This is a genomic window from Hydrogenophaga aquatica, assembly GCF_054780915.1.
Genome location: NZ_BAAGVK010000011.1, coordinates 472,025 through 493,717, shown reverse-complemented (window position 1 = coordinate 493,717; position 21,693 = coordinate 472,025). Strand labels below are relative to the sequence as shown.

The 21,693-nt window shown below is 65.1% G+C and carries 20 protein-coding genes and 2 tRNA genes; 17 read left to right on the top strand and 5 right to left on the bottom strand.

Annotated elements, in window-relative coordinates; genetic code table 11:
* The first annotated feature begins 72 nt into the window (after positions 1-72).
* Entirely contained in the window at positions 73-1,530 is a 1,458-nt protein-coding gene (gene sbcB, locus ACYVHH_RS09700) for an exodeoxyribonuclease I (RefSeq protein ID WP_460564937.1), read from the top strand.
* Here the strand turns inward: sbcB and ACYVHH_RS09695 are convergent.
* The 3 genes from ACYVHH_RS09695 to ACYVHH_RS09685 form a co-directional block, all read right to left on the bottom strand.
* Positions 1,500-4,094, bottom strand: a complete 2,595-nt coding sequence (locus ACYVHH_RS09695; protein ID WP_460564936.1) for a sensor domain-containing protein — start codon at positions 4,092-4,094, stop codon at positions 1,500-1,502. The two genes, sbcB and ACYVHH_RS09695, sit on opposite strands and share 31 nt — an antisense overlap.
* A 93-nt stretch (positions 4,095-4,187) precedes the next feature.
* Complete coding sequence (locus ACYVHH_RS09690) at positions 4,188-4,676, bottom strand: DUF1499 domain-containing protein (RefSeq protein ID WP_460564935.1); 489 nt, start codon at positions 4,674-4,676, stop codon at positions 4,188-4,190.
* Positions 4,673-6,208, bottom strand: coding sequence for a helicase HerA-like domain-containing protein (locus ACYVHH_RS09685; RefSeq protein ID WP_460564934.1), 1,536 nt, complete (start codon positions 6,206-6,208; stop codon positions 4,673-4,675). Before ACYVHH_RS09685 ends, ACYVHH_RS09690 begins: the two co-directional genes overlap by 4 nt.
* A gap of 88 nt (positions 6,209-6,296) precedes the next feature.
* On the opposite strand from ACYVHH_RS09685, the gene ACYVHH_RS09680 reads away from it, so the two are divergent.
* The 8 genes from ACYVHH_RS09680 to ACYVHH_RS09645 are packed head-to-tail and all read left to right on the top strand — an operon-like array spanning position 6,297 to position 13,279.
* Positions 6,297-7,022, top strand: a complete 726-nt coding sequence (locus ACYVHH_RS09680) for a YebC/PmpR family DNA-binding transcriptional regulator (protein ID WP_460564933.1) — start codon at positions 6,297-6,299, stop codon at positions 7,020-7,022.
* Positions 7,023-7,030: 8 nt separating this feature from the next.
* A complete protein-coding gene (gene purD / locus ACYVHH_RS09675) occupies positions 7,031-8,311 on the top strand; it encodes a phosphoribosylamine--glycine ligase (protein WP_460565273.1) in 1,281 nt (426 codons plus the stop codon).
* On the top strand, positions 8,308-9,228 hold the full coding sequence (gene hemF / locus ACYVHH_RS09670) for an oxygen-dependent coproporphyrinogen oxidase (RefSeq protein ID WP_460564932.1): 921 nt from the start codon (positions 8,308-8,310) through the stop codon (positions 9,226-9,228). Before purD ends, hemF begins: the two co-directional genes overlap by 4 nt.
* Before the next feature lie 32 nt (positions 9,229-9,260).
* On the top strand, positions 9,261-9,872 hold the full coding sequence (gene nadD / locus ACYVHH_RS09665; protein WP_460564931.1) for a nicotinate (nicotinamide) nucleotide adenylyltransferase: 612 nt from the start codon (positions 9,261-9,263) through the stop codon (positions 9,870-9,872).
* Positions 9,869-10,651 (top strand): ribosome silencing factor, encoded by a 783-nt coding sequence (rsfS, locus tag ACYVHH_RS09660; RefSeq protein ID WP_460564930.1) that lies wholly within the window; start codon positions 9,869-9,871, stop codon positions 10,649-10,651. Before nadD ends, rsfS begins: the two co-directional genes overlap by 4 nt.
* Positions 10,648-11,115: a 23S rRNA (pseudouridine(1915)-N(3))-methyltransferase RlmH gene (gene rlmH, locus ACYVHH_RS09655; RefSeq protein ID WP_460564929.1), complete on the top strand. Its 468-nt coding sequence runs from the start codon at positions 10,648-10,650 to the stop codon at positions 11,113-11,115. Before rsfS ends, rlmH begins: the two co-directional genes overlap by 4 nt.
* A complete protein-coding gene (locus ACYVHH_RS09650; RefSeq protein WP_460564928.1) occupies positions 11,112-11,732 on the top strand; it encodes a Maf family protein in 621 nt (206 codons plus the stop codon). The genes rlmH and ACYVHH_RS09650 overlap by 4 nt, the downstream gene beginning before the upstream one ends.
* Positions 11,733-11,740: 8 nt before the next feature.
* Positions 11,741-13,279, top strand: a complete 1,539-nt coding sequence (locus ACYVHH_RS09645; protein ID WP_460564927.1) for an Rne/Rng family ribonuclease — start codon at positions 11,741-11,743, stop codon at positions 13,277-13,279.
* Positions 13,280-13,310: 31 nt separating this feature from the next.
* Here the strand turns inward: ACYVHH_RS09645 and msbA are convergent, their stop codons facing one another.
* Positions 13,311-15,101, bottom strand: coding sequence for a lipid A export permease/ATP-binding protein MsbA (gene msbA / locus ACYVHH_RS09640; RefSeq protein WP_460564926.1), 1,791 nt, complete (start codon positions 15,099-15,101; stop codon positions 13,311-13,313).
* 177 nt (positions 15,102-15,278) lie between these two features.
* Here msbA and tolB point away from each other — a divergent pair, with 177 nt between their 5' ends.
* The 7 genes from tolB to ACYVHH_RS09605 all read left to right on the top strand — a co-directional run bounded on the left by tolB (position 15,279) and on the right by ACYVHH_RS09605 (position 20,288).
* Entirely contained in the window at positions 15,279-16,568 is a 1,290-nt protein-coding gene (gene tolB / locus ACYVHH_RS09635) for a Tol-Pal system beta propeller repeat protein TolB (RefSeq protein WP_460564924.1), read from the top strand.
* Between the two features lie 44 nt (positions 16,569-16,612).
* Positions 16,613-17,209, top strand: a complete 597-nt coding sequence (gene pal, locus ACYVHH_RS09630) for a peptidoglycan-associated lipoprotein Pal (protein WP_460564923.1) — start codon at positions 16,613-16,615, stop codon at positions 17,207-17,209.
* The gene (ybgF, locus tag ACYVHH_RS09625) at positions 17,206-18,015 is read left to right on the top strand and encodes a tol-pal system protein YbgF (RefSeq protein ID WP_460564922.1); all 810 of its coding nucleotides are present in this window, start codon (positions 17,206-17,208) and stop codon (positions 18,013-18,015) included. The genes pal and ybgF overlap by 4 nt, the downstream gene beginning before the upstream one ends.
* A gap of 37 nt (positions 18,016-18,052) precedes the next feature.
* Positions 18,053-19,168 (top strand): YeeE/YedE family protein, encoded by a 1,116-nt coding sequence (locus tag ACYVHH_RS09620; protein WP_460564921.1) that lies wholly within the window; start codon positions 18,053-18,055, stop codon positions 19,166-19,168.
* A 17-nt stretch (positions 19,169-19,185) separates the two neighbouring features.
* The gene (locus ACYVHH_RS09615; RefSeq protein ID WP_460565272.1) at positions 19,186-20,031 is read left to right on the top strand and encodes a tRNA threonylcarbamoyladenosine dehydratase; all 846 of its coding nucleotides are present in this window, start codon (positions 19,186-19,188) and stop codon (positions 20,029-20,031) included.
* A 54-nt stretch (positions 20,032-20,085) separates the two neighbouring features.
* A tRNA-Lys gene (locus tag ACYVHH_RS09610) sits at positions 20,086-20,161 on the top strand.
* 51 nt (positions 20,162-20,212) lie between these two features.
* Positions 20,213-20,288: transfer RNA gene (locus tag ACYVHH_RS09605), tRNA-Lys, on the top strand.
* A gap of 44 nt (positions 20,289-20,332) precedes the next feature.
* On the opposite strand, the gene ACYVHH_RS09600 is transcribed toward ACYVHH_RS09605, so the two are convergent.
* Positions 20,333-21,214 (bottom strand): LysR family transcriptional regulator, encoded by an 882-nt coding sequence (locus ACYVHH_RS09600; protein ID WP_460564920.1) that lies wholly within the window; start codon positions 21,212-21,214, stop codon positions 20,333-20,335.
* A gap of 113 nt (positions 21,215-21,327) precedes the next feature.
* Between ACYVHH_RS09600 and ACYVHH_RS09595 the strand changes: the two genes are divergently transcribed.
* On the top strand, positions 21,328-21,672 hold the full coding sequence (locus tag ACYVHH_RS09595) for an HPF/RaiA family ribosome-associated protein (protein ID WP_460564919.1): 345 nt from the start codon (positions 21,328-21,330) through the stop codon (positions 21,670-21,672).
* The last annotated feature ends 21 nt before the right edge of the window (positions 21,673-21,693 follow it).

Genomic DNA, 21,693 nt, shown 5'->3' with positions numbered 1-21,693 from the left:
AGCTGGGAAGGGGCCTGCGCAAGCAGGCCTTTTTCTTTGGCGCGGGTGTGATCGGTTGTAATACACACTAGCATGAGCACACACACCTTCCTCTGGCACGACTACGAGACTTTTGGCGCCAAGCCGCGCCTGGACCGGCCCGCACAATTCGCGGCAATTCGCACCGATGCCGATCTCAACGAGATCGGGGAGCCGGTGATGATCTATTGCAGGCCCGAGCCTGATTACCTCCCAGACCCGGAGAGCTGCCTGATCACGGGGATCACTCCCCAGCTTTGCCTGGAAAAAGGCTTGCCGGAGAACGAATTCGCCGCCCGGATCGAAGCGGAGCTGGCGCAGCCCGGCACGGTTGGCGTGGGTTACAACACCATCCGCTTCGACGACGAGTTCACGCGGTATCTGTTCTGGCGCAACCTCATCGATCCCTATGCGCGGGAGTGGCAGAACGGTTGTGGCCGCTGGGATTTGCTGGACGTGGTGCGCATGACCTATGCCCTGCGCCCCGAGGGGATCGCCTGGCCCAAGAAACCGGACGGGCGCCCCAGTTTCAAGCTGGAGGACCTGACCCGGGCCAACGGGATTTCCCACGAGGCGGCGCACGATGCCTTGTCGGACGTGAGAGCGACCATCGCCATGGCGCGGCTGATCCGGCAGCACCAGCCCAAGCTGTTCGACTTCGCGTTTGCGCTGCACAAGAAGGACCGTGTGATGGCCGAACTCGGCTTGCCGACGGAGCCCGGTCAGGCCAAGCCCTTTTTGCACGTGACAGGCATGTTCCCGCCGGAGCGCGGCTGCCTGGGGGTGATGTGGCCGCTGGCCAGCCACCCGACGAACCGCAACGAATTGCTGGCCTGGGATCTGGCCCATGACCCGTCCGAGCTGGCGGGGTTGAACGCCGCACAGGTTCGCGAAAGACTCTTCACCCGGAGCGACGAGCTGCCGGAGGGGGTGGAGAGGCTGCCCATCAAGAGCATCCACCTCAACAAATCGCCCATGGTGGTGGGCAATATGCGTACCTTGCGCCCCGAGCTGGCCGAGCGTTGGGGGCTGCAGCTGGAGCAGACCATGGCGCACGCCGCCCGGGCGGCGGCGCTGCCCGACATGAGCGCCATCTGGCGGGAGGTTTTTGAACGTGCCGCACCCGTGGCTCCCGCCGACGTGGACCAAGACTTGTACGGCGGGTTTCTGGAGCAGGCGGACCGGCGCCGGCTCAACCACTTGCGCTCGCTGGACCCGTCCGAGCCCGCCTGGGCACAGACGGGGTTTGACGATGAGCGCCTGCCGGAGCTGGTGTTCCGTTACCGTGCGCGCAACTTTCCGCAAAGCCTCTCCCCCGAGGAGGTGGAGCGTTGGCAGGCCCATTGTGCTGCCCGTCTGCTGGAGGGCGAGGGCGGGGCGCTCACGGTGGAGCGGTTGTTTGAACGCATTGACACACTGGCCGACCAGGCCAGCGAGCGCGGAGACGAGCGTGCCGAGATGATCCTGGGGGCGCTTTACGACTATGCAGAGTCCATCGCGCCCGGCTGGTGAGCGCCTCGGGCCACGCGGTCCAGGTAGCCCGGGACTTGTGCTGGTGGCATGGGACGGCTGAACAGGTAGCCCTGCACTGCATCACAACCCAGGGTCTTCAGCAACCTGAGCTGTTCCAGGGTTTCCACGCCTTCAGCGACGGTATCGCGGCCCAGGCGGTGCGCCAGCCCTATGGCCGCGCTCACGATCGCCTCGTCGTCCGCGTCCTTGCCCAGGTCCTGCACGAATGAGCGGTCGATCTTGAGCCGGTCGATGGCGAAGTGCTTGAGGTAGCTGAGGGAGGAGTGCCCGGTGCCGAAGTCGTCAACCGAGCACCGGGCCCCCATCGTCCGCAGGGCGTGGAGTTGTGTCTGGGTCCGGCCCGGGTCGCGCATCATCGCGCCCTCCGTGATCTCGAATTCGATGCCCTCCAGACCCACGCCTTCTTCGCTGAACAGCTCCTGCAGACGCTGGGCGAGTTCGTCGCGGTCGAACTGGCGAGCCGACAGGTTGATGCTCAGGTGGAAAGGCCAATGCGCGTGCGACTGCCGCCAGTGCCGCAGCTGCCGCGCGGCGGCCCTGCAGACCCACTCGCCAATGGCTTCGATGAGGTCGGACTCCTCCGCCACAGGAATGAAGCGGTCTGGGGGAATATAGCCCCCCTGGCCGTCCGGCCAGCGCAGCAAGGCCTCGAAGCCTGACAGCGGCAGCCCGTCGCTCAGGCGGTGGATGGGCTGGAAGTGCAGCTGGAACGCGCCGTCGCGCACCGCCTGGCGCAGCCGGGTTTCAAAGTCGATGCGGGCCTGCACCGCAGCATTCATGCTATCGGTGTAGAACTGGTAGGCTGCACCGCCAGTGCTCTTGGCGTGGTACATGGCCAGGTCGGCCAGGCGCAGCAGTTCGTTTTCTTCGCGCGCATCCTGGGGGTACAGGGCAATGCCAATGGAGGGTGAGAGGAAGATTTCCCCTCGTTCGGTACGGAAGGGGGCGCTCAGCGTTGCCACGATCTGGCAAGCCACCTGGGCGGCGTCCAGCGGCTCTTCAATGCCCGTGAGCGCCACGACAAACTCATCGCCACCGATACGGGCGACCACGTCACTGGCACGCAGCCGCTCCCGCAGGCGGCGCGCGGTTTCACGCAGCACGGCATCGCCTGCCTCGTGCCCCAGGGAGTCATTGACCGCCTTGAAGCGGTCCATGTCGATGAAAAGCACGGCCAGCTCGGCGTGGCTGCGTTCGGCCTGGGCGAGCGCCTGGGCCAGGGCGATGGTGAAGGCGCCGCGGTTGTCCAGGCCGGTGAGCGGGTCGGTCCGGGCCAGGCGCTTGATTTCGGCTTCCGCTTGCTTGCGCGCGGTGATGTCGGTGTAGACGGTGACGAAGCCGCCGGTGGCCAGCGGCTGCCCCTGGATGTGGAGCACCCGTCCGTTGGGGCGGGTGCGCTCGAAGACGTGCGGCTCGAATGTCAGCGATCGCTCGACCAGGCCGCGCACGATGGCGTCCGGGTGCTCGGTGTCCCCGTATTCCCCCCGGGCAACGTTGTAGCGGAACAGCGATTCCAGCGTTACCACGGGCTGCTCGAAGAGTTCAGGCGGGAAGTCGAGGATTTCGCGCAGCCGGTCGTTCCATGCCAGCAGGCGCAGTTCCTTGTCGACCATGGTGATGCCGGCAGGAATGTGCTCGATCAGCGTACGCAGCATGTCGCGTGTCTGTTCCAGCCGTTCGCGCTCCCGTTTCTGTTCGGTGATGTCGGTGTACGTGGTCACGAATCCGATGACCTTGCCGTCGGCCGTCACGGGCTCGCCGATGACCAGGTGCGTCCGGCCGTTCGGCCGGGCTCTCTCAAAACGGTGCGCCTGAAAACGCAGGGCCAGTTCCCTGCGCGCGGCGACCATGGCGTCCACATCGCCGGGGCCGTATTCGCCGCGTTCCGCCGGGATGCGGATCAGTTCGGCGAAATCCACCCCTTCGCGAACCACGTCCTCGGGCAGGTCGAGCACTTTCGCGAACTCGGCGTTCCAGGCACGCAGCTTCAGGTTGGCGTCGAACACGCTCAGGCCCATGGGAAGCTGGCGCACGATGGCCTCAAGATAGGTGGTTCGCTCCTGCAGCACCCGCTGAAGGTTGACCTGGGTGGTGACGTCGAGGTTGAAGCCGTAGGCCAGCCGTTTCCCTGTCGACGGACTCGTCTCCACCGCGATGCGCACCACATGATGGCGCACGTCGCCAGCAGCCGTGCGGGAGCGGTAGGTGGTTTCGCCTTCCCCCTTGACGTAGGCTTTTTCCAGTTCCTGGACGAATCTGTCGCGGTCCTCGGGAAGCAGTATTTCCAGTATCTGGTCCCTGACGGCCGGAACGCCTTCGGCGATGCCATGCTGGTGGCGAAAGCTGTGGGACCACCACATCTCACCTGTTTCGAGGTTCCGTACCCAGTGCCCCACGCCCAGGCGTTCGAGGAGTTCGGAAAAACGGACCTCCTCGGGCGTTGAGTTGGCCTCTATCCGGCGGCGTGCGCGGCGCTCGTGCCGCCAAGCTGCTGTTGCTGCGGCGGCCGCAATCAGCCCGACAGCACTCAGCGGGTCGATCATCCGAGTCTCCTACGGCTCTTGTTCACGGGTTTTGGCCCAGTATAGACCGGACGCCAAGGGCTGAATGCGCGGGGCGGGAAACCCCCTATGGCGTCAGCGCAAGCCCGTTTCGTAAGGCCTGCGCAAGGCTTCGATGCGACGACGGTTGACCCCGAAATCCTTCTTGCCAAGGCGGCTGGCGCTGCGCACCTCGATCACACCGGTGGCCGGGTTTGCCCAGAACTCCAGGTCGTCCACAAAGCGCAGCCAGCGTGTCTCGGCTTCGGCGTGCAGGTAGCCGGGCTGCCGGGTGACGATGGTGATGCCCGGTGTGGCCTGAAGCAGCGCCGACAGGCGTTCCATGGAGGCGGCCAGGTCGCCCCCGTGTGCCGGGAATGGCTGGATGACGGCGAGCTGGTGCCCTGGCCGATCCGGGTACAGGCCTGCCTGGCTCGACACACTGTTGTCCGTCAGGGAAGGCGGGGTGAGCCTGCCGTCGCGCACCCCCAGATCGGCGGGCCGCTGGCCCCGAAGCCAGCCCAGCTGGCCCGCCAGCAGCAGCATCGCGGCCAGCGCCACCAGCACGTAGAACAGGATCTTCACTTGCGTCCGCCCAGCAAGCCGCCCAGCAGGCCGCGCACCAGCTGGCGGCCCAGGCTGGAGCCCACCGTCCTGACGGCGGTCTTGGCCACGGTCTGGACCAGGCCGTCGTACTGGCCGCCGCGAGGGCCGGTGCGCCCGAACAGCAGTTCATTCAGCGCGTTGCCTGAACCCCCACTCTGCCCCTGGCTGGCACCGCCTGGCACGCGTGGAGGCGTGCCGCCTGAGGCGGATGAAGCGGGGGCTGCCGCACCTTGGGCCTGCGCGTGCGCGCGCAGCAGTTCGTGGGCGCTTTCGCGGTCCACCACCTTTTCGTACACACCTGCCACCAGCGAACCTTGCAGCAGCCCCTGGCGCTGCTGCGGCGTGATGGGGCCGATCTGGCTGCCCGGCGGCAGCACGTAGACGCGCTCGGTCTCGCACGGGCGCCCCTTGGCGTCCAGAAAACTGACCAGGGCTTCGCCCACGGCCAATTCGGTGATGGCCGCTTCGATGTCCAGCCCTGCCTTGGGCCGCATGGTCTGTGCCGTGGACTTCACGGCCTTTTGGTCGCGCGGGGTGAAGGCGCGCAGGGCGTGCTGCACCCGGTTGCCCAGCTGGCCCAGCACGCTGTCCGGAATGTCCAGCGGGTTCTGCGTGACGAAATACACCCCCACGCCCTTGGAGCGCACCAGCCGCACCACCAGTTCGATGCGCTCCACCAGCACCTTGGGCGCCTCGTTGAAGAGCAGGTGTGCCTCGTCGAAGAAGAACACCAGCTTGGGCTTCTCGGGGTCGCCGATCTCGGGCAGCTGCTCGAACAGCTCGCTCAGCATCCACAGCAGGAAGGTGGCGTACAGGCGCGGCGAGTTCAGCAGCTTGTCTGCCGCCAGGATGTTGATCACCCCCTTGCCGCCAACGGTCTGCATGAAATCGTTGATGTCGAGCATGGGCTCGCCAAAGAACTTGTCGCCGCCCTGTTGTTCGATCTGCAGCAGGCCGCGCTGGATGGCACCCACACTGGCCGCGCTGATGTTGCCGTATTCCGTGGTGAACTGCTTGGCGTTGTCGCCCACGTGCTGCAGCATGGAGCGCAGGTCCTTCAGGTCCAGCAGCAGCAGGCCGTTGTCGTCGGCGATCTTGAACACCAGGTTCAGCACGCCGGCCTGGGTGTCGTTCAGGTCCAGCATACGGGCCAGCAACAGAGGGCCCATGTCGCTCACGGTGGCGCGCACCGGATGGCCTTGCTCGCCAAACACGTCCCACAGCGTGGTGGGGCAGGCCAAAGGGTCGGGCAGGGCAATGCCCCGGTCGGCCAGCACCTTGGCCATTTTTTCGCCAATGTTTCCCGCCTGGCTGATGCCAGTGAGGTCGCCCTTCACGTCGGCCATGAACACGGGTACACCTATGCGCGAGAAGCCTTCCGCCAGCGTCTGCAGCGTCACGGTCTTGCCCGTGCCGGTGGCTCCGGTGATGAGGCCATGCCGGTTGGCCTTGTCGGGCAGCAGCAGGCATTCGGTGGCGGCGTGGCGGGCGATCAGCAGGGGCTCGGTCATGGCGGCGGTCCGTGTAGGCAAAAAGTACAGAAAAGTACAATGACGGGTTATCTACGAATCAGCGTACACGAATTTCACGAGGGTTGACATGGCAGGGCATTCCAAGTGGGCCAATATCCAGCACCGCAAAGGCCGGCAGGATGAGAAGCGCGGCAAGATCTGGACGCGCGTGATCCGCGAAATCATGGTGGCGGCGCGCCAGGGTGGCGGCGACCTCAACGCCAACCCGCGCCTGCGTCTGGCGGTGGACAAGGCCAAGGCGGCAAACATGCCGGCCGACACCATCAAGCGCAACATCGACAAGGCCACCGGCAACCTCGAAGGCGTCAACTACGAGGAGATCCGCTACGAAGGCTACGGCATCGGCGGCGCGGCCATCATCGTGGACACGATGACCGACAACCGCGTGCGCACCGTGGCCGAGGTCCGCCACGCTTTCAGCAAGCACGGTGGCAACCTGGGCACCGAAGGCTCGGTGGCCTTCCAATTCAAACACTGCGGCCAGATGATCTTCGCACCGGGTACCTCGGAAGACAAGGTCATGGAGGTGGCGCTCGAGGCGGGTGCCGAAGACGTGATCTCGGATGACGACGGCGCCATCGAGGTGATCACCGCGCCTGGCGACTTTGAGACCGTGAAGAACGCCCTGGAGGCGGCAGGCTTGATGCCGGAGGTGGCCGAGGTGACGATGCGCGCGGACAACACCATTGAACTCAGCGGTGAGGATGCGGCCAGGATGCAGAAGCTGCTGGACGTGCTGGAGGACCTGGACGACGTGCAGAACGTCTTCCACAACGCGGAAATCAACGAATGACCGACAAGATGAAGGTGCTGGTGGTGGGTGGTGGCGGGCGCGAGCACGCGCTGGCCTGGAAGCTCAAGCAGTCGTCCCGTGTGGCGCAGGTGTTCGTGGCACCGGGCAACGGCGGAACCGCCCGCGATGCCGGTCTCACGAACGTCGATATCACCGACGTGCGCGCGCTGCGCGAATGGGCTCAGGCGCAGGGCATTGCGCTGACCGTGGTGGGCCCCGAAGCGCCGTTGGCTGCCGGTGTGGTGGACGAGTTCCGAGCCCACGGCTTGCGCATCTTTGGTCCCACCAAGGCGGCAGCACAGCTCGAAAGCTCCAAGGCCTTCTCCAAGGCCTTCATGAAGCGCCACGGTATTCCCACTGCGGCCTACGAAACTTTTTCCGACCCGGCGCAGGCGCACGCCTATGTGGACCAGATGGGCGCGCCCATCGTCGTCAAGGCCGACGGCCTGGCGGCAGGCAAGGGCGTGGTCGTGGCCATGACGCTGGCCGAGGCCCATGAGGCGATCGATTTCATGCTGGTGGACAACACCCTGGGCGTGGCGCACAACGAAGGTGGCGCGCGCGTGGTGATCGAGTCCTTCCTGCAGGGTGAGGAAGCCAGCTTCATCGTGCTGTGTGACGGCAAAACGGTGACTGCCCTGGCGACCAGCCAGGACCACAAGCGTCTGCTCGATGCCGACCAAGGCCCCAACACGGGTGGCATGGGTGCCTATTCGCCCGCGCCTGTGGTCACGCCCGAAGTGCACCGCCGCGCGATGGAAGAGATCATCCTGCCCACCGTGCGGGGCATGGAGGCCGACGGCATTCCCTACACCGGCTTCCTCTACGCCGGGTTGATGATCGAACCCAGCGGCGCCGTGAAGACGCTGGAGTTCAACTGCCGCATGGGTGACCCGGAAACCCAGCCCATCATGATGCGCCTGCAGAGCGACTTGGCTGAAGTGATGCTGGCTGCGGCGGAGCAACGGCTGGACGAGGTGACACTGCAATGGGATGACCGCGTGGCCCTGGGTGTGGTGCTGGCCGCCCATGGTTACCCGCTGACGCCGCGCAAAGGCGACGTCATTTCGGCGTTGCCGGTGGACAGCGCCGACGCGGTCGTCTTCCACGCTGGTACTGCCATGAAGGACGGCGCCGTGGTGACTTCCGGCGGGCGGGTGCTGTGTGCCACCGCGTTGGGCGCCGACGTGGCCGATGCGCAGAAGCGCGCCTACGCCCTGGTGGCAGGTGTGGCGTTCGACGGCATGCAGTACCGCAAGGACATCGGTTACCGGGCTTTGAAAAAATGATTCAGACGCACGTCGAGACCATGCGCGAGTACCTGCTCGGGCTGCAGCAGCGCATCACCTCCGCCATCTCCGAGATCGACGGCAAGGCCTTCCTGTCGGACGCCTGGGAGAAACCTGCGGGTGAAGCCTTGCAGGGCAACGGCATCACGCAGATTCTGGAAGACGGGGCTGTGTTCGAGCGTGCGGGCTGCGGTTTTTCCCACGTCAGCGGCCCGAAGCTGCCGCCGTCGGCCACGCAGCACCGCCCGGAACTCGCAGGCGCCCCTTTCGAGGCGCTGGGTGTGTCGCTGGTGTTTCACCCGCGCAATCCCTACGTGCCCACCGTGCACATGAACGTGCGCATGATCACCGCCAAGCCGGTCAATGGCGGCGAGGCCGTGAGCTGGTTTGGCGGTGGCATGGACCTCACACCCTACTACGGGTACGAGGAAGACGCCGTCCATTTTCACCAGACCTGCGCCACGGCTCTGGAGCCTTTCGGTGCAGACAAGTACCCCCGCTTCAAGGCCTGGTGCGACGACTACTTCTGTCTCAAGCACCGCAACGAGCAGCGCGGGATTGGCGGCGTGTTCTACGACGACTTCTCGGAGTTGGGCTTCGAGGGCGGTTTTGCCATGACCCGCGCCGTGGGCGATGCTTTCCTGCACGCCTATCTGCCCATCGTGCAGCGCCGGAGCAACACTCACTACGGCGAACGCGAGCGCCAGTTCCAGCTGTACCGGCGCGGCCGCTACGTGGAGTTCAACCTGGTCTGGGACCGCGGCACGCACTTTGGCCTGCAGTCAGGCGGCCGTAGTGAGTCCATCCTGCTGTCCATGCCGCCGCTGGTGCGCTGGGCCTACAACGAGCGCCCGGCGCCTGGCACGCCGGAGCACCGGCTGTACCAGGAATTCCTGGTGCGGCGGGACTGGTTGTGAACGGCGGCACCACCCCAAAGCGGCGCGTAGGCATGTTCGGCGGGGCTTTCGACCCGCCGCACTGGGCGCACCGTGCCCTGGCTGAAACCGCGCTCACGCAGTTGGGTCTTGATGTCTTGCACATACTTCCCACAGGCCACGCCTGGCACAAGACGCGCGTGCTGTCCCCGGCAACGCACCGGCTGGCCATGTGTGCCCAGGCGTTTGACGGATTGCCCAACGTCTCTATCGACGACCGCGAGATACGCCGCGAAGGCCCCTCGTACACGGCAGACACGCTGCGCGAACTGGCGGCAGAATACCCGGGTGCCCAGTTGTACCTCGTGCTCGGGGCAGACCAGCTGCTGGCCTTCAAGTCCTGGAGCCGTTGGGAGGAGGTCCTGGGCTTTGCCACCCTGGCCGTGGCCAACCGGGCGATCCACATCGGGGCCGATGCCGACCCCGACCAACAGGTTGAGCAGGACCTGAGCAAGGTGGACGTGCCTTTCGTGCGTCTGGACATGCCGTTGCACAACATCAGTGCCACCGCAGTGCGCGCCCATGTGCACGGGCAAAGCCGCCGTTTCCCCGATCTGGACGTGCTGGTGCCCGAAGGCGTTGCGCGTTATATTTCTGAACACCATCTCTACGAAACCCCCACATGACCAGCGAAACCGTCGCCAAGAAGAACATCCAGAAACTCCAGCGTGCCATCGTCGATGGCCTGGAGGACGTGAAGGGGCAGGACATCCAGGTCTTCAACACCGAAGGACTCTCGCCATTGTTCGAACGGGTTGTCGTTGCCAGCGGCACTTCCAACCGGCAGACCAAGGCGCTGGCGGCCAGCGTGCGAGACGCGGTTCGCGAGGCCGGTTTTGACAAGCCGCGCATGGAGGGCGAGGAGAACGGCGAGTGGATCATCGTGGACTGCGGCCAGGCCGTGGTGCACGTGATGCAGCCCAGCATCCGCCAGTACTACCGGCTGGAAGACATCTGGGGTGAAAAGCCCGTGAGGATGAAGCACGGCGACGCCAAGTCCCGACCCGTGCGCGCTGCCGCCGCTGAACCGGAACAGGCTCCGGCCAAAAAGGCACCCGCCAAGAAGGCCGCAGCGAAGGCGGAGTCCGCCCGCAAGGCGGCTCCGGCGGCCAAGAAGCCCGCAGCCAAGAAGCCAGCGGCAAAGGCCGCGGTTTCCTCGGCCAAGCCCGCTGCCAAAAAGGGTGCAGCCAAGAGCGTGGCGGCCAAGTCTGCCGTGGCCAAGAAGGTGCCGGCCAAGAAGGCCGCCACCAAGGTGGCGGTGGTCAAGGTGGCGGTGGTCAAGGTGGGCGTGCCCGCGAAAAAGACTGCCGCCAAGAGTGCTCCTTCCAGGAGCGCCCCCAAGGCTGCTAAACCCGCCGCCAAGACGGCTGCCAAACCCAAGGCCAAGGCCAAGAAACCGGCATGAAGTTGCTGATCGTCGCAGTGGGGCAGCGCATGCCCGACTGGGCGCAGACGGCCTACGACGATTACGCCAAGCGCTTCCCGCCCGATTGCCGGGTGGAGATCAAGACCGTCAAGACCGAACCCCGTGGCTCCAAGACGCTGGAAACGTTGCTGGCTGCGGAGCGTTCCCGCATCGAAGCGGCCATTCCGCGCGGCGCGCGTATTGTCGTGCTCGATGAGCGCGGCAACCAGCTGACCACCGTCGCGTTGGCTCAGCAATTGCGCCAGTGGCAGATGGCCGGTGATGACGTCGCACTGGTGATCGGCGGGCCGGACGGGCTGGACCCGGACTTCAAGGCCAAGGCCCAGCTGCGCATGCGGCTGTCGGACATGACCCTGCCGCACGCGCTGGCGCGGGTGCTGCTCATCGAGCAGCTCTACCGCGCCTGGTCCGTCAACGCCAATCACCCCTATCACCGAGAATGAGTGTGCCTTCCAAGTCCGCATGGGTGTACCTGGCGTCGCAAAGCCCGCGCCGCAAACAATTGCTGGAGCAATGGGGTGTTCGCTGCGAACTGCTGCTGCCGGATGACCACGAGGATGCCGAAGGGCTGGAAGACGTGCGCCCCGGCGAAGCGCCCGCGGCCTACGTCAGGCGCGTGACGCGCCTCAAGCTGGCGGCGGCGGTTGAACGCCTGCAGCGGCGGGGCTGGCAGGACGGGCCAGTGCTGTGCGCCGACACCACCGTCGCGCTTGGGCGCGACATCCTGGGCAAACCTTCGTCCAAGGCCGATGCCCAGCGCATCCTGCAACACCTGTCCGGGCAGAAGCACCAGGTGCTGACGGCGGTGGCCGTGGCACACCGAGGTCAGGTCTGGCAGGCGCTGAGCCGTTCGCAGGTCACATTTGCCGAACTTTCACCAGCAGACATCCGCCGTTACGTCGCCACGGGCGAACCCATGGGCAAGGCGGGCGCCTATGGCATCCAGGGGCTGGGTGGCCTGTTCATCAGCCATATCGCTGGCAGCTATACCGGCATCATGGGGCTGCCCGCGTTCGAGACGGCGCAGGTGCTGCGCGCGGCGGGCCTGCGTCTGCTGTAATGCATCCCATGGCACAGGACATACTCATCAACTGGGCGCCGCAGGAAACCCGCGTGGCGGTGGTGGAACAGGGCGCGGTGCAGGAAGTGCACATCGAGCGCACGCTGGAACGCGGGCTCGTGGGCAACATCTACCTCGGCAAGGTCTCGCGTGTGTTGCCGGGCATGCAGTCCGCCTTCATCGACATTGGCCTGGACCGCGCGGCGTTCCTGCACGTGGCGGACCTGCTGCCCAACATCACGGCGCGGCACGCGGGCAACAAGGACCGTGCGCCCGTGGTGGCCAGCGGGCAGGCGGCCGACGAAGGCACGCCCACGGTTTCCGCGCCACCAGCGGTGGAGGCGGCGCTGCCCATCGAAAAGCAGATATTCGAGGGCCAGGCGCTGATGGTGCAGGTCCTCAAGGACCCGATCGGCACCAAGGGTGCGCGACTGACCGCGCAGGTGAGCATCGCCGGCCGCCTGCTGGTCTTCCTGCCGCAGGACAAGCACATCGGCGTGTCGCAGAAGATTCCCTACGCCCAGCGCGAGGCGCTGCGCCAGCGGCTGGTGGCACTCACTGCCGATGGCGGGGGCGGCTTCATCCTGCGTACCAACGCCGAGGATGCATCCGATGAGGAGCTGGCCGAGGACATCGCTTACCTGCGCAAGACCTGGGCGCACATCAAGGCGGCATCCACCCGCCAGCCGCCCGGCACGCTCCTCTACCAGGACCTGACGCTGCTGCAACGCGTGCTGCGCGATCTGGTGGGGGCGCAGACCCAGTCCATCAAGGTGGACTCTCGGGAGCAGTTCGGCTTGCTCCAGGGCTTTGCCCGCGAGTACATGCCCGGTACGCTGTCGCGGCTGGAACTCTACAGCGGCGAGCGCCCGATCTTCGACCTCTTCAACATCGACGAGGACATCGTGCGTGCCCTGGGGCGCCGTGTCGATCTGAAGTCCGGTGGGTACCTGGTGATCGACCAGACTGAGGCGCTCACCACAGTGGACGTGAACACTGGCGGCTACGTGGGAGCGCGCAATTTCGATGACACGGTGTTCCGCACCAACCTGGAGGCGGCCCAGGCCATCGCCAGGCAGTTGCGTCTGCGCAACCTGGGGGGGATCGTCATCGTCGATTTCATCGACATGGTGCGCGAGGACCACCGCGAGGCCGTCCTGGCCGAGTTCCGCAAGCAACTTGCGCGGGACCGCGTCAAAACCATGACCGGTGGTTTCTCGCAACTCGGGCTGGTGGAGATGACGCGCAAGCGCACGCGCGAATCCCTGGCGCAGATGCTCAGTGAGGGCTGCGAAGCCTGCGGCGGCAAGGGGCATGTCAAGACGGCGCGCAGCGTCTGCTATGACATCCTGCGCGAGATCCTGCGCGAGGCGCGCGCCTTCAATCCGCGCGAGTTCCGTGTGGTGGCTTCGCCCAAGGTGGTCGAGCTGTTCCTGGATGAGGAAAGCCAGCACCTGGCGGGCCTTAGCGACTTCATTGGCAAGCCCATATCGCTGCAGAGCGAGAGCAGCATGACCCAGGAGCAATACGACATCGTGCTGCTTTGAGCCGCGGCAGCCTGCTTGCGGCTTCCGGCGCTTATGGGGCGGAGGATTCGGTTCTGTTGCCCTGGGCCTGCAGGCGCGCGTACAGCCCGTCTGCAGCCATCAGTTGCGCGTGGCTGCCCTGTTCCATGACGCGCCCAGCGGCCAGCACCACCACACGGTCGGCGTGTTCGATGGTGCTGAGGCGGTGGGCAATGACCAGCGTGGTGCGGCCTTGCATGAGGCGCGCCAGGGCATCCTGTACCAGCCTTTCGGACTCGTTGTCCAGGGCGGAGGTCGCTTCGTCCAGGATGAGGATGGGGGCGTCCTTGTAGATGGCTCGGGCGATGGCCAGGCGCTGGCGCTGGCCGCCGGACAGTTCCGTGGCATTGTGGCCCACCGGGGTGTGGATGCCCTGAGGCAGGCCTGTGACCATGTCCCCCAGGTTGGCTGACTGCAGCGCGGACAGCACCCGGGCTTCGTCGATGTCCCGGCCGAGTGCAACGTTCGCGGCGAGGGAGCCGTTGAGCATCACCACGTCCTGGCTGACCATGGCGAACTGTGAACGCAAATTGCCCAGGTCCCAGTCCGGCAGAGGAATGCCGTCGAGCAGGACGCGGCCCTCGGTGACCTCGACGAAGCGGGGCAGCAGGTTGACCAGCGTCGTCTTGCCCGAACCGGAGGGCCCGACCAGCGCCACAACTTCCCCTGGGGCGATTTCCAGCGTCACGTCGCGCAGGGCGGCTTCGTCCTTGCCCGCGTAGCGAACGGTTGCATGGTCAAAAAGCAGGCGGCCGTGCGCGCGCGGGGCGCTGTGATGCCCGCTGGATTGTTCCGGAGCCTCTTCGATCAGTTCCAGCGCCCGTTCCAGCGCGGCCAGGCCGCGAGTGACCGGCCCGGCCACGTCGGCCAGTTGCCTGATCGGCGTGATGAGCATGAGCATGGCGGTGACGAACCCCACGAAACCGCCCACCGTCACGCCCTGGCCGGAACTCTGCCAAAGGGCCACCGCGATCACGGCCGACAGCGCCGCCGCAGCGAGCAGCTGCGTCAACGGTGTCATGGCGGCACTGGCAATGGTCGCCTTCATCGCCAGTCGGCGCAACGCGACGCTGAGCCGGTCAAAGCGCTGTGCCTGTTGCGCCTGCGCACCGTGCAGGCGGATCATGCGGTATGCCAGCACATTCTCTTCAACGACGTAGGCCAGCTCGTCGGTGGCCTGCTGGCTTGTTCTGGTGAGCTGGTACAGGCGGCGCGACAGCACGCGCATGACCCACACCAGTGCCGGAAACAGGCACATGACGATCAGCGTCAGCTGCCAGTTGAGATAGAACAGGTAGCCCAGCAAAGCAACCAGGGTGAGGGAGTCTTTCGTCAGGCCCAGGAAGGCGTTGACCAGCAGTGTCGAGCCGGTCTGAACTTCGTACACCAGGGTGTTGGACAGCTTGCTGGCGCTTTGCTGTGCGAAAAGCTCCATGCGCGCGGCGTTGAGCCTTTCGAACATGGCGCGGCGCAGGGCCAGCATGCCTTGGTTGGCTGTGTAGGTCAGCGCATATTTCGCCAGGAAGCTAGCTACGCCGCGTATGCCAAAAAGTCCCATCAGTGCCACTGGGACCATCCACAGCGGAAAGCTGTCTGCGACGAAGCCCTCATCAAGGAGTGCTTTGAGCAGCGCAGGAATGGCGGGTTCGGTGGCCGCTACAACGATGGTTGCCAGCAACGCCATCACGATGCCCGTGCGCGCACCGCTGAAATACGGCAGCAGGCGTTTCAGCCGTTGCCACAGTGTCAGGTCAGGCGGGGTGATTTCGGTGCGCGGCGCGCCAGGGGAGGTGGGGTCTGTCACGTGTGGAAATTTGAGGCTGTGCGGGGCTGCCGGGGAACCTTTTCGAAACAACTTGTCACTTTAGCAGTAGGCGCGTCCGGTATTATCGGCGCGTTGTGTTACAGCCGGGGCGAGGCCTGTGCTGCCCGGTTCCGTTTCAAAAGAAATATGACGCTTTTACACCCCTTTCGTTCTCCGATGGCAGGTAACCGCCGTCAATGCCTGGGGGCTCTCGCTGGTGCGGGTCTCGTGGCCAGCCCGCTGGGGCAGGCTTGGGCGCAGTTTCGCGTTGAAGTCTCTGGCGTTGGTCTGAAGCAGATACCTTTTTCCATCGCCGCGTTTCGTGTGGCGGGAGCGCCTTCCGGCGTCGACGTTCCTGCCATCGTGCGAGCCGACCTGGAGCGCAGCGGCCTGTTCCGTTTCATCCAGGCGTCCAGCGAGGTTCTGGACGAGAACGCACGCCCCGATCTTGGCGTGTGGCGCGACCGCTCCGTCGATGCACTGGTCACGGGCAGCGTGACGCGACTGGCGGATGGCCGGTTCGATGTGCGCTTCCGCTTGTGGGACGTTGTCAAGGCTCAGGACCTTGGCGGCGTGAGCTTCCCCGTCGGGCAGGCAGATCTGCGTCTGGCGGCGCACCGTGTCGCCGACCAGGTCTACGAGAAGCTGCTGGGCCATCCGGGGGTGTTTTCCACCCGGATTTCTTACGTGTCCAAGCAGGGGGAGCGTTACAACCTCTGGGTGGCAGACGCTGACGGCGAGAACGCCCAGACGGCGCTGGCCAGCCCGGAGCCCATCATTTCTCCCGCGTGGTCTCCCAATGGCACCCAGCTGGCTTACGTGTCTTTCGAGGCGCGCAAGCCCGTCATCTACACGCATGAGGTGGCCACTGGCCGCCGCCGCCTGCTCGCCAATTTCAAGGGTTCCAACAGTGCGCCGGCTTGGTCGCCCGACGGCCGACAGCTGCTGGCAACGCTCACGCTGGGCGGCAATTCCCAGATCTATGCGCTGGATTCGGCAGGCGGGCAGCCTCAGCGGCTGAGCCAGAGCGGAAGCATCGACACCGAGCCTGCCTATTCACCTGACGGAAAGTTCATCTACTTCGTGAGCGACCGTGGCGGTTCGCCCCAGATCTACCGGATGGCGCCCAATGGCCGCGGTGCCGACCGCGTGACTTTCGACGGGTCCTACAACATCTCTCCTGCCATCAGCCCCGATGGCCGCTGGATGGCCTATGTGTCACGTTCGGGTGCCGCGTTCAAACTGCAGCTCATGGACCTGGCCAGCGGTGCTGTCACCGCCCTGACGGACACGGCAGCGGACGAAAGCCCGAGCTTTGCGCCCAACAGCCGCATGATCATCTACGCCACCAAGCAGCAAGGCCGCGAGGCGCTCATGACCACCACGCTGGACGGCCGCATCAAGACGCGATTGGCCAGCGCACCGGGCGACATCCGCGAGCCTCACTGGGGCCCTTTCCTGACCTGAGTTCCTGTTTTTTCTCTCAACCCATTTCTCATTGCGAGTGATCCATGTCCAGTCTTTCCTCTTCCTTCCGTACGCGCCCGGCATCTGGCCTGACCCGCTGGTCTGCCGCAGGCACTTTGCTGGCTGCCCTGGTTCTGGCCGGATGCGGCTCCAGCGTCAAGCTGGATGAAAACGTGCCCGTGACCGACCGCACCGCCGTGCCGGTTGGCCAGGCAGGCAACGGCGCCGGCGGCGCTGGCAGCACCGGTGTTGATCAACGCAGCGTGACGGGCGTCCAGGCTGACTCGCAGATGCCGGGTCAGCCGCCGCAGAACCTGTCCCGCGTCATCTATTTCGATTACGACGATTTCACTGTTCGCCCCGAGTTCGCCGCGACGCTGGAAGGGCATGCGCGCTTCCTGACGAGCGACCGCCAGCGGCGTGTGGTTCTTGAAGGCCACACCGACGAGCGCGGCGGCCGTGAGTACAACCTTGCGCTGGGGCAGAAGCGTTCCGAGGCTGTGCGCCGCGCCTTGTCCCTGCTGGGTGTGAGCGACGTGCAGATGGAGCCGGTGAGTTTCGGTGAGGAAAAGCCTGCCCGCGTTGGCACGGACGAGGAGTCCTACCGTCTGAACCGTCGCGTTGAGTTGTCTTACCGATGAACAGCAGCCGTTACGCCTTTCGTTCTGCCGCAGCCTGTCTCGCCGCCAGCCTGGTGATGCTGGTGCCGATGCAGGCGCAGGCGGCACTTTTTGGCGATGACGAAGCCCGGCGCGCGATCCTCGATCTGCGCAACCGGGTGGAGGCCAACCGCCAGGCGGCCGAGAACGCGAACCGCGAACTGGCGGAGCAGCTCAAGTCGCTGGTCGAGGACAACGGCGCGCCCACGCGCCGAGCACTGCTCGATATCGTCAACCAGATCGAGGCCCTGCGGGCCGAGTTGGCGCAGCTTCGCGGGCAGAACGAGCGCATTGCACGTGAACTGGCCGAGATCCAGCAGCGCCAGAAGGACACCGTCAGCGCGGTGGACGAGCGGCTGCGCGTTCTGGAGCCGGTGAAGGTCACCGTCGACGGGCAGGAGTTCCTGGCGCAGCCGGAAGAGAAGGCCGCGTTCGAGTCCGCCATGGACGTGTTGCGCTCGACGGACTTTCCCCGCGCCGCACAGCTCTATGGGCAGTTCATCCAGCGCTACCCGAGCAGTGGCTATGTGCCGGTGGCACTGTACTGGCAGGGCAACGCCTATTACGCGGCGCGCAACTACAAGGAAGCCGTGGCAAGCTACCAGCGGCTCATTGCGCGCACGCCTGGGCACCCGCGTGTGCCAGAGGCCAAGCTGGCCATTGCCAACTGTCAGCTGGAACTCAAGGATGTGAAGGCAGCGCGCGCCACGTTGCAGGAACTCGTGAAGGCGCACCCCGACACGGAAGCCGGGGCGACCGCGAAGGATCGCCTGGCCCGCATGAAGTGACCTGAAAACATGCCCCGGAACTCCTACAATCCGGGGCATGGAAATTTCCGATCTTCATAACCTGCAATCGCAGGTGCTTTGGGCTGCCTTTGCCGTTTCCGTGGCTTTCGGGGCCATTGCCCAGCGCACCCATTTCTGCACCATGGGTGCCATCAGTGACATCGTCAACATGGGCGACTGGACCCGCATGCGCATGTGGGGGCTGGCCGTCGGCGTGGCGATGATCGGCTTTTATGCCATGGCCTGGCAGGGCTGGATCGATCCTTCACAGACCATTTATGCCAGCGGGCGTGTCATCTGGCTGTCGGCGCTGGTCGGTGGCGCCTTGTTCGGTTTCGGCATGGTGCTGGCGTCCGGTTGCGGCAGCAAGACGCTGGTGCGCATTGGCGGCGGCAGCCTGAAGTCCCTGGTGGTGTTCGTCGTCATGGGCGTGGCTTCTTTTGCCACCCTGCGAGGCATCACGGCGGTACTGCGGGTCAACACGGTCGATCAGGTGGCGTTTGAAATGCCTGGGGGCAGCGCACTGCCCGCCTGGGCTGCCAAGGTTGCAGGCTGGGACGTTGCTTCCACCGGGCTGGCCTTCGGTCTCGCCGTTGGCGTGCTGCTTGTGCTCTGGGCTCTTGCGGGTGAAGGGCTGCGCCGTTCGCCTAACGCATTGCTGGGCGGGATTGGTATCGGAGCCACCGTGGCCGGGGTGTGGTGGGTCACGGGGCGGCTGGGCTATGTGCCGGAGCACCCGGAAACGCTGGAAGCTGTGTACCTGGCCACCAACTCGGGGCGCATGGAGTCGCTGACTTTCACCGCCCCCATGGCCTATGCCCTGGACTGGCTGATTTACTTCAGCGACACCTCCAAGGTCTTGACGCTTGGCGTCGTTTCCGTGGGCGGGGTGGTTGCCGGTTCCTTCCTGCAGGCGCTGGTGTCCCGCTCATTTCACTGGGAAGGTTTCAGAAGCACGCAGGACACGGCGCTTCACCTGGGCGGGGCCGTCTGCATGGGCGTGGGCGGCGTGACTGCCATGGGTTGCACCGTAGGGCAAGGGCTGTCGGGCCTGTCCACGCTCAGCTTGACGAGTTTCATCGCCGTGGCGGGGATCGTGCTGGGAGCCTTGGCTGGTTTCCGCTTCCAGCTGTGGCTGCTTGAGCGCGAGTGAACACGCCTGCCACCCATTTGCCCGCTGGCACGGCCGAGCCTGGAGCGTCCGAAGCGTTTGAGCGCCGCTTCGGCGGCTTGCGGCGGCTTTACGGTATTGAGGCTGCGCAGCGCGTGTTTGATGCGCATGCCGTGGTGATTGGCATTGGCGGCGTGGGCTCTTGGGCTGCGGAAGCGTTTGCCCGCAGCGGTGTGTCGCACCTCACTCTTGTGGACATGGACCACGTGGGCGAGTCCAACACCAACCGGCAGATCCACGCGCTGCAGGGCACGCTGGGACAGGCAAAGGTACTGGCGATGCGTGACCGGATTGCACAGATCAACCCTTGGGCGCAGGTGGATGTGGTGGACGACTTCGTCACACCCGAGAACTGGCAGGGCTTGGCCGACGCCATTGCGGCACAAGGGCGTGTGCCGATGGTGCTGGACGCTTGTGACCAGATGGCCACCAAGGTGGCCATGGCCGCCTGGGCCCTGGACAGCGGAGCGTTGTTCATGGCCGCTGGCGCCGCAGGAGGCAAACGGTTCGGTCATCTGGTGGAGGTGGCTGATCTGGTGGACACCACACACGATCCGCTATTGGCGCAGTTGCGTTACCGGCTGCGCAAGCACCATGGTGTGTCCAGGGACGGATCGATCGGGTTGAACTGCGTGTTCAGCCGCGAGGCTGTGTCCTCACCCGACGCCGAGTGCGTGGCCGCAGGGCAGGGTGACGGTTCACTGAATTGCCACGGCTATGGTTCCAGCGTGGGTGTCACCGCAACGTTCGGCATGTGTGCCGCGGGGTGGCTGATGGAAAGGCTGGCTTCCGGCCGGACTTCTTTGAAGAAAAAATCGAGGCAGTTCAAAAGAGCCAAAAATTAACGCTATAATCTAAGGCTTAGCTTTCAAGCATATTGATTGCGAAAGTTAAAGGATGGGTCGTTAGCTCAGTTGGTAGAGCAGCGGACTTTTAATCCGTTGGTCGCAGGTTCGAATCCTGCACGACCCACCATCCTGCTGATACTGCGTGTGCAGACTTTGTGTCTGCAGCCGAGTTACGGTAGGGTCGTTAGCTCAGTTGGTAGAGCAGCGGACTTTTAATCCGTTGGTCGCAGGTTCGAATCCTGCACGACCCACCAAACAGACAAGCACCCGAGTCCCTGGACCGGGTGCTTTTTTGTTTTCAGTGCTGGGCCAGTATCTTCTGAACCAGGGGGTGCTGGACACGGCGGTGAGCGCTGATGGCGTAGAAGTGCTCCTGCACACCATCGCAGTGACCGATGAGCCGGACATGGCTGCGGCGCAAGAGGTCGTCCTGCACAGCCAAGGCGGCAGGGAACACCCCAAGCCCCCTTCCGCCAAAGGTTTCGAGCAGGGCACTGTCCTCGAATTCACCCACGACCCTGGGGTGAAGCCCGCGGTTGAGCAGCCAGTGGTCGATGTGGCCCCGAACGGTGGAATGGACCGTTGGCAGCAGCAGGGGAACATCTGCCAGAGACATGGGAAACCCGTGATGGGCCTTCTCCCACCAGTCCGGTGTGCCGTACCAGCCGATGCCTGAGACGCCCAGATGGTGGTTGTGTACCTTGAGGTGGGGCGTGAACGGCGTGGGGTGGTCGGCCAGGACCACGTCAAGCTTGTGCACGGCGAGATCGGCCAGCAGGTCTGCCATCTCGCCTTCGTGGCAGACGAGCCGCAGATCGGGGGTGTCGAGCACGGGTTGCAGCAGCCGCTGCACCTCCAGTTTGGGCAGACCATCGGCAATGCCGACATTCAGGCGCATCACCGGTGCCTGGGCCGCTGCCCGGGCCTGCTCCGGCAGTGCCTCGCCCAGTTCAAAGATCTGTTCCGCCTGGCGGTAGACCGCAATGCCGGCGTCCGTCAGGGCCACGCCGCGCCCGGCAGGCTTGAGCAACTGGCACCCCAGATCCTTCTCCAGTTCGCGGACTTGGGCGCTCACCGTCTGCACGGCCATGTTCATGCGTGCAGCTGCGTGCGACATGCCGCCTTCCTTGGCCACCATCCAGAAGTAGTACAAATGCTTGTAGTTGAAGACGAGGCTCATCGCGGACGGGAAAGTTCAGGTAACGCAGGAATGAAATGTAGCCATTGTCTGCTTTTTCGTGGCGCGTGCAAGGTTTACGGTAGAGCTTCCTTTCACTCCACAGGAGATGCAACATGCAAGTGATTGTCGAAACCCGTGACCCCCAGGGGGCCGAATGGCGCAGCTGGTCCGAGCAGCGGGTGCGTTTCGCGATGCGCCGTTTGCAGGCCCTTGTGCCCATGGCCAAGGTGAGCCTTTCCGACGTTGCTGGGGGCCACCGTGTCAGCACCAAGCGCTGCCAGATCCAGTTGCGCACGGACAAGCAGGGCTTGCTCGTGGTGGAGGCAACGGCCGAGGACTGGCGCAGCGCGCTGGACAACGCTCTGGGGCGTGCCGTTCACGCCCTGACGCGAAGCTGGCAACGTATTCAGAAGCGATCCAGGGCGCGTGTTCCCCTGTCCCTGGCGGCGGCAGTCTGATGGGCGGGCTTGCCACGCAAC

Excerpts from the sequence above, each read along its gene's own strand:
- ACYVHH_RS09595 (WP_460564919.1), top strand. The coding sequence starts at position 21,328 with ATGCAAGTGATTGTCGAAACCCGTGACCCCCAGGGGGCCGAATGGCGC.
- ACYVHH_RS09650 (WP_460564928.1), top strand. The coding sequence starts at position 11,112 with ATGAGTGTGCCTTCCAAGTCCGCATGGGTGTACCTGGCGTCGCAAAGC.
- ACYVHH_RS09620 (WP_460564921.1), top strand. The coding sequence starts at position 18,053 with ATGGAAATTTCCGATCTTCATAACCTGCAATCGCAGGTGCTTTGGGCT.
- hemF (WP_460564932.1), top strand. The coding sequence starts at position 8,308 with ATGATTCAGACGCACGTCGAGACCATGCGCGAGTACCTGCTCGGGCTG.
- nadD (WP_460564931.1), top strand. The coding sequence starts at position 9,261 with ATGTTCGGCGGGGCTTTCGACCCGCCGCACTGGGCGCACCGTGCCCTG.
- purD (WP_460565273.1), top strand. The coding sequence starts at position 7,031 with ATGAAGGTGCTGGTGGTGGGTGGTGGCGGGCGCGAGCACGCGCTGGCC.
- pal (WP_460564923.1), top strand. The coding sequence starts at position 16,613 with ATGTCCAGTCTTTCCTCTTCCTTCCGTACGCGCCCGGCATCTGGCCTG.
- ACYVHH_RS09680 (WP_460564933.1), top strand. The coding sequence starts at position 6,297 with ATGGCAGGGCATTCCAAGTGGGCCAATATCCAGCACCGCAAAGGCCGG.
- ybgF (WP_460564922.1), top strand. The coding sequence starts at position 17,206 with ATGAACAGCAGCCGTTACGCCTTTCGTTCTGCCGCAGCCTGTCTCGCC.
- ACYVHH_RS09600 (WP_460564920.1), bottom strand. The coding sequence starts at position 21,214 with ATGAGCCTCGTCTTCAACTACAAGCATTTGTACTACTTCTGGATGGTG.
- rlmH (WP_460564929.1), top strand. The coding sequence starts at position 10,648 with ATGAAGTTGCTGATCGTCGCAGTGGGGCAGCGCATGCCCGACTGGGCG.
- ACYVHH_RS09685 (WP_460564934.1), bottom strand. The coding sequence starts at position 6,208 with ATGACCGAGCCCCTGCTGATCGCCCGCCACGCCGCCACCGAATGCCTG.
- tolB (WP_460564924.1), top strand. The coding sequence starts at position 15,279 with ATGGCAGGTAACCGCCGTCAATGCCTGGGGGCTCTCGCTGGTGCGGGT.
- rsfS (WP_460564930.1), top strand. The coding sequence starts at position 9,869 with ATGACCAGCGAAACCGTCGCCAAGAAGAACATCCAGAAACTCCAGCGT.
- ACYVHH_RS09645 (WP_460564927.1), top strand. The coding sequence starts at position 11,741 with ATGGCACAGGACATACTCATCAACTGGGCGCCGCAGGAAACCCGCGTG.
- ACYVHH_RS09695 (WP_460564936.1), bottom strand. The coding sequence starts at position 4,094 with ATGATCGACCCGCTGAGTGCTGTCGGGCTGATTGCGGCCGCCGCAGCA.
- sbcB (WP_460564937.1), top strand. The coding sequence starts at position 73 with ATGAGCACACACACCTTCCTCTGGCACGACTACGAGACTTTTGGCGCC.